The 6,623-nt window shown below is 68.6% G+C and carries 5 protein-coding genes and 1 pseudogene; 4 read left to right on the top strand and 2 right to left on the bottom strand.

The genetic code is table 11. The annotated features are described in order from the left end of the window. From aroE to ACDELDRAFT_RS17440, 3 genes and pseudogenes are all read left to right on the top strand, one after another. Positions 1 to 409 (top strand): annotated as a pseudogene (gene aroE, locus ACDELDRAFT_RS17450) (shikimate dehydrogenase); the annotation flags it as partial. A 123-nt stretch (positions 410 to 532) separates the two neighbouring features. Further along, positions 533 to 1,267, top strand: coding sequence for a monofunctional biosynthetic peptidoglycan transglycosylase (gene mtgA, locus ACDELDRAFT_RS17445; protein WP_005799284.1), 735 nt, complete (start codon positions 533 to 535; stop codon positions 1,265 to 1,267). A gap of 347 nt (positions 1,268 to 1,614) precedes the next feature. Next, complete coding sequence (locus tag ACDELDRAFT_RS17440) at positions 1,615 to 4,929, top strand: EAL domain-containing protein (RefSeq protein ID WP_005799283.1); 3,315 nt, start codon at positions 1,615 to 1,617, stop codon at positions 4,927 to 4,929. 332 nt (positions 4,930 to 5,261) lie between these two features. Here the strand turns inward: ACDELDRAFT_RS17440 and ACDELDRAFT_RS17435 are convergent, their stop codons facing one another. Beyond that, positions 5,262 to 5,747 (bottom strand): ribonuclease HI family protein, encoded by a 486-nt coding sequence (locus ACDELDRAFT_RS17435; RefSeq protein ID WP_005799282.1) that lies wholly within the window; start codon positions 5,745 to 5,747, stop codon positions 5,262 to 5,264. Between the two features lie 127 nt (positions 5,748 to 5,874). Next, positions 5,875 to 6,126 carry a DUF3297 family protein gene (locus ACDELDRAFT_RS17430; protein ID WP_040329744.1) on the bottom strand — a complete coding sequence of 84 codons (252 nt, stop codon included), beginning with the start codon at positions 6,124 to 6,126 and terminating at the stop codon, positions 5,875 to 5,877. A gap of 103 nt (positions 6,127 to 6,229) precedes the next feature. Here ACDELDRAFT_RS17430 and ACDELDRAFT_RS17425 point away from each other — a divergent pair. Then, on the top strand, positions 6,230 to 6,623 hold a 394-nt coding region (locus ACDELDRAFT_RS17425), incomplete at its 3' end, for a 1-acyl-sn-glycerol-3-phosphate acyltransferase (protein WP_005799280.1).

Below are 6,623 nucleotides of genomic sequence, written 5' to 3'. Positions count from 1 at the left end.
GCAGGCCGGCGTGCGCCACGTCACCGTGGCCAACCGCACGCTGGCGCGGGCACAGGCGCTGGTTCAGGCCCACGCCGATCTCGCCTCGCTACAAAAAGCAGAGCTGATTGCGCTTGCTCCGAAAGCGCTAGAGGCCAATTTCGACATCATCATCAACGCCACGGCCAGCAGCCTGGCCGGCGACGCCGTGCCCGTGCCGGCCCAGGTGCTGCGGGCTGGCAGCCTGGCCTACGACATGATGTACGGCCCAGCGGCACAGGGCTTTCTCGGCTGGGCCCGCCACCATGGCGCCGTGCCCCGCGATGGTCTGGGCATGCTGGTGGAGCAGGCGGCCGAGGCCTTTGCCCTGTGGCGCGGCGTGCGCCCGCCATCGGCGCAGGTGCTGGCCGAACTGCAGGCCACGGTGTGATGCGATGGCCGCATCCCCCATGCGCCCAACCGGCCTGGCCGGTCGCTCGCCCGCGCTGCGTGCGCTGCGCCTTCGCGCCGGCGTTCCTGCGGAGCTGAGAATGGCGACGAGGGGGATGCAACGATGAAAGCCATGCTGCGCTGGCTGGGCCTGGTGGTGGTGGCCCTTGTGGCCCTGCAGTTGTTCTTTGTGGCGCGCATCGCGGCAATGGCCGTGGTGGCCCCCGAATCCACCACGTTCCAGCGCTCCGAAATCTGGGCCCAGGTGGCCAGCAAGGGCGATGTGCGCTGGCGCCAGCAGTGGATGCCCTACGCCCAGATCTCCGACCACCTGAAACGCGCCGTGATCGCCTCCGAAGACGGCAGTTTCGTCACCCACGACGGCGTGGACTGGAACGCCATCGAAAAAGCCTGGGAACGCAACGCGCAGGCCGAGGCCCAGCTCGCCAAGGCCCAGGCCCGCGCCCCCGAAAGACCCACGCGGGCACCCAAGATCCGCGGCGGATCCACCATCACCCAGCAATTGGCCAAGAATCTGCTGCTTTCGGGCGAACGCACATTGCTGCGCAAGGGGCAGGAGTTCGTGCTGACCGTGCTGCTCGAGCAGCTGCTGAGCAAGCAGCGCATTCTCGAGATCTACCTCAACAGCGTGGAATGGGGCGATGGCGTGTTCGGCGCCGAAGCCGCGGCCCAGCGGTACTTCGGCAAGCCAGCCGCCCGCCTGTCACCCCAAGAGGCCGCCCGCCTGGCCGTCATGCTGCCCGCCCCCAAGCGTTTCGAGAAAACGCCGGGCTCGGCCTACCTGGCCGGGCGGACGCGCACCATCCTGGCCCGCATGGGCAGCGCCGAACTGCCCTGAGCGCAGCCGACGTCCGTACCGCTGCGCCGCCGCTCAAGGACACGCGGCAGACTGGCCCCTTGGCAGGAGAAGCATCCACCCGCAGCTCCCCACCTTCGCTTCGCTCTTCTCATGTCCCGCGTGCCCCGGTCAGCACGCGCCCCATCTCCACTGGAACGGGAGCGGTCCGTGCTCCATGGAATCGGGGCCGCGCACCCTTTGGCGTCCTCTCACACCGAGCAGGCCTTTTGCCGATAGCGAAATCACGCCTCCCAGGGTATAAAAAGGGGGGTAAATCCGACTGAACACCTCGGCTATTACGATAGGAACAGCCCTTGACAGATCGCTCCAGCTTCGAGGCCAAGGTGATGGCCGCCTTCACGGCGGCTGCCCTGGTGGTGGGCGGGCTGTCTGCCACCGCCTGGAAAACCGCGCACGACGCCGCCGATGCCGCACGCCTCGTGGCGCACACCCATGAGGTGCTGGGCAACGTGTCGCATGTGCGGGGCGACACGTTGCAGGTCGAGTTGAGCACCCAAAGCTACCGCATCGCTGGCGACCCCAAATACCTGGCCGAGCGCGATGCCAACATGGTCACGCGTGAATCGGTGATGTACCGGCTGCGCAAGCTCACGCAAGACAATCCCGAACAGCAGGAACGCTGGGCGCAGTTGCGCGCCGTGCTGGATGAGCGCATCGCCATTTCGAAACAGGTGGAACACCTGCGCAAGACGCAGGGACCCGAAGCCGCCAATGCCTACGTAGCCACCGCGCCGCTGCGCGAGACGCGCGAGCGCACCTACGGCCTGCTGCGCGAGATGGAGCAGGCCGAGCGCGAATTGCTGGACGACCGCATCGCGCAGCAGTCGCACACACGCCAGCTGCTGCTGACCGCGGGCACGGCGGCAGTGGTGGCGCTGCTCGCGCTGCTGGCAGGCACGTACGTGCTGATCCGGCGGCAGGTGCGCGCGGCGCAGGCCAGCCAGCAGGCGCTGGCCGAGAGCGAAGAACATCTTTCCACCACGCTGCATTCCATCGGTGACGCCGTGCTGGCCACCGACACCCAGGGGCGCATCACCCGCATGAACCCGGTGGCTGAACGCCTGACCGGCTGGCTCCTGGACGAGGCGCTGGGGCGGCCGATCGATCAGGTGTTCTGCATCGTCAACGAAGAGACACGCGCGCCCGCCATGGTGCCGGTGGCCCGGGTGCTGGAGACCGGCGAAGTCCAGGAGCTGGCCAACCACACGGCCCTGATCGCACGCGACGGCAGCGAATGCCCCATCGCCGACAGCGCAGCGCCCATCCGCGACACGGAGGGCCACGTGCGCGGCGTGGTGCTGGTGTTCCGCGACGAATCCGCGGCGCGGCAGGCCCGCCGCGCCATCCGCGACCACAACCGGCTGCTGGAGCAGAGCGTGCGCGAGCGCACCGCGCAGCTGCAGGAGAGCGAAGGCCACCTGCGCAACGTGATCAGCAACGTGCCCGCCATGATCGCCTACGTGGACGCGCACCAGCGCTACGTCTACGCCAACCGCCAGTACCAGCAGCGCTTTGCGCCCGACCAGCCGGACATCACGGGCCTGGAGGTGCGCGAGGTGCTGGGCCCTGAGCGCTACGCCACGGCCGGCCCCATCATCGCGCGCGCGCTGCAGGGCGAGGCGCAGAACTACGACTGGCAACCCTTCCCGGGCGTATGGCACGCCATCAGCTACCTGCCCCGGCGCGATGCCCAGGACAGCGTGGCGGGCTATTACGTGCTGGGCACCGACATCACCGATCGCAAGCAGACCGAGGAGCAGATCCAGGCGCTGAACTTCGACCTGCAGCGCCACGCCCGCGACCTCGAACAGGTGAGCCGCGCCCTCAAGACCCTGAGCGCGGGCAACCGCACCCTGCTGCGCGCCACCAGCGAAGCCGAACTGCTGGATGGCATGTGCCAGGCCATTGTCGGCACGGGGGGTTACCACATGGCCATCGTCTGGTACCGCGCCGATGACGAGCAGCGCTCCATCCAGCCCATGGCCCAGCAAGGGTTTCCGGGCGGCCTGGCGCAGCTTCGCCAGCTTCAGATCAGCTGGGCCGACAACCAGGGCGCCGTGGCCACGGCCATCCGCACCGGCGAGCCGGTCGTCATTCCCGACGTGCGCAACAACCCCCACTACGGGCCGCTGCGGCCATACCTGAACGACAACCTTTCAGGCCTGGCCTGCCCGCTGCGCGTGGGCGGGCAGGTGATGGGCGCCCTGGCGATCTACCACGCCGAGCCCGACATCTTCGGCGCCGACGAAGTCGCGCTCCTGTCGGAATCGGCCGACGACCTCTCGTTTGGCATTTCCACGCTGCGCACCAGCGCTCTGCAGCAAAGGACGCAGGAAGCCATGGACCGCCTGGCCCACTACGACACCCTCACGGGCCTGCCCAACGAGCTCCTGTTCACCCAGTGGATGGCGAGCGCCATTGCCGGCGCCAAGCCCTTCGCGGCGCTGCAGGTCAACATCGAGCGGCTCAGCGAGATCAACGATGCGCTGGGCTTCAGCCAGGGCGACCAGGTGCTGCGCGAGTTCGGCGCGCGCCTGCGCGCGGCCGCGCCCGCCAGTGCATCGGTGGCCCGCCTGCGCGGGGACGAATTCGCGCTGCTGCTGCCGGGCGGCGATGCCGCAACGGCCATTGCCGTGGTGCAGCAACTGGGCCGCTCGCTCGCGCAACCGCTGGCCTTGGCGGACATTTTTCTCGACATCTCCGCCCGCACCGGCATCGCACTGTTTCCGGCGCATGGCTCCACACCCCACGACCTGTACCGGCACATGGACATCGCGATGCACCAGGCCAAGATGCGGGGCCTCGACTATTTCGTCTTCGACCCGGCACGGGACCCCGACCGCTCGCACCGCCTGAACCTGGCCGGCGAACTGCGCGCCGCGATTGAGCACGGCGACCTGGACCTGCACCTGCAGCCCAAGGTGGACATGGCCACCGGCGCGGTGTGCGGCGCCGAGGGCCTGGTGCGCTGGCACCACGCCGAGCGCGGCCTGATCCTGCCGGGCGAATTCATCGGCCTGGCCGAACACACGGGGCTCATCAAGCCGCTGACCGAATGGGTGATCGCGACCAGCCTGCAGCTGAACCAGCAATGGATGCGCGAGGGCCGCGCACTGCCCATCGCCGTGAACCTGTCGGCCCGCAACCTGCGGGATGAAAACCTCATTGACATCATCCGCCAACTGCAAAGGGCCTCAGGCGTCACGGCCGGCCTGCTGGAGCTGGAGATCACCGAAAGCACGGTCATGGAAGATGCCGCTTTCGCCCTGCGCGTGCTGCACGGTCTGCGCGACGAGGGCATTCCGCTCTACATCGACGACTTCGGCACGGGCTACTCGTCCCTCAGCTACCTGTTGAAGCTGCCCGTGGACTACATCAAGATCGACCAGTCTTTCGTGCGCGACATGCCCGACACCAAGGATGCCGCGCTGATCGTCCACTCCACCATCGACCTCGCCCACGACCTCGGGCGCAAGGTCGTGGCCGAAGGGGTGGAAACCCGCCAGCACTGGGACCAGCTCGCCGCCTTTGGGTGCGACCATGCCCAGGGCTATTTTTTGGCCCGGCCCATGCCCGCGCACGAACTGCCGGGCTGGTTGGCCGGATTTCAGCCACCGCTGGCCGCCCTGCCCGCCGCCTGAGGCGCTGTCCAGGCATTGCGCCAGCGCACCGGGCCTCCTTGTGCCATCCCGCAGCCCATGTGCAGCATGGTTTCGGGGGGCTGACACCTGTCTCTGCAGCCCTCCCACCGCGATAGCGAAGGGCAGTGGGTAAGTGGGGTGGGCCCGCATTGCGGCGTGGCAGTGAGGGCGAGGGATTGGATCAGACCCGTTGAGGCATGGTGGCGCAACGGCCGCAGCCCCCCAACGGAACGCCCTGGCTTGCGCAGACCGCGCCTATGGCAATCAACGCCCTTGCGGCCTATCGCCTCCCATCGGCGGCTTTGCCTGTCCGCGGGTAGAGCGAATCGGCGTCAACGCCTGCGCCGGCGGCGCGAAGCCACCGTGGGCGGCTTGGGCCCGAAGCCCAGCGCCGCACGCGCCAGCGCGTCGGCCTCGCCGTTGCGGTGGCGCGGAATCCACACCCACTCGACCGGCCCGAAGGTTTGCAGCAGGCTGCGCACCTGCCCGAACAGCGCCTGCAACCGCGCAATTGGTCGCAATCCGGGGCGCACCACGCCGCCCAGGTGCTCCACAAGAATGCTGCTGTCGCTGTGCACCCGCAGCGCCCGGGCGCCCCGGGCCTGCAGTTCCTCCAGGGCCAGCAGCAGGGCCCGCAGCTCGGCCTCGTTGTTGCAGCCGATGGCATGGGTGGCCTGCGAAAACGTATGAAGGGCGCCGTCGGGCGCGCACAGCACCACGCCCAGTCCCATGCGGCCGGGGTTGGGCATGGCACTGCCGTCGCAATGCACGACCCAGGGGGCCGGTGAAGGGGATGCGCTATCGGGGGTAGGGATCATCGCGGATGTCGGCCTGCCTGCACGGGTTCCGGCAGCGGCCCCTGGTCTGCGCCACGCGGGCGCTGCAGCGGCTGCCAAGAGAGGCGCTCAGCGCGCCCTTGCCCGCCGCAGCCGCCGGAGTACCGCGTCAGCGGTAGAACGCTTCCACCTTGCCCTTGAGCTTGATCAGCAGGGGCTTGCCCTTGCGGTCGAGCGTCTTGCCGGCCGGCACCTTGACCCAGCCCTCGCTGATGCAGTATTCCTCCACATCGAAACGCTCCTTGTCGTTCAGGCGGATGCCGATGTCGTGCTCGAACACGGCGGCCACGTGGTGCGGGCTGCGCGGGTCGGCCGAGAGATGGTCGGGCAGCGGGGGGCGGAAGAGGCTTCGGTCATGAATGTGAATGGTCTGCAGTAAAGCCGCGATTTTCCCCTGAATTGCCACTGCCCCGCCGCGCCGTCCGCGCCGTCCGCGCCGACTGCCCGCCCCGTATCATCGCCCCATGCTTGCCAAGTTGATGAGTGTCTTCCTGCTGGGCCTGGTGCGATTTCTCACCGGGTCGCAGGCACGCTGGTACGGCTGTCCGCCCAAGGCCGAGCAGCGCATCTACTTTGCCAACCACCAAAGCCACGCCGACATGGTGATGATCTGGGCCGCCCTGCCCGAAGAACTGCGCAGCATCACCCGGCCCATCGCCGCGCGCGATTACTGGACCAAGACCCCGCTGCGCGAATGGATCACCACCGCCGTGTTCAACGCGGTGTATGTGGACCGCCAGGCCTCTGTCGCTCGCCCTGCCCCGCAGGCTGCGGCCGGCGACCCGGCGGCTGCGCGGGGCTCTGCGGTGCCGGAGGAGCCTTCCACGTTCTCCCCACCCGCCACGTTCTCCCCACCCG

It is taken from the genome of Acidovorax delafieldii 2AN (assembly GCF_000175235.1).
Taxonomy (GTDB): Bacteria; Pseudomonadota; Gammaproteobacteria; order Burkholderiales; family Burkholderiaceae_C; genus Acidovorax; species Acidovorax delafieldii_B.
The sequence above is the reverse complement of the archived record's forward strand: the minus strand, read 5'-3'. Positions and strand labels throughout refer to the sequence as shown.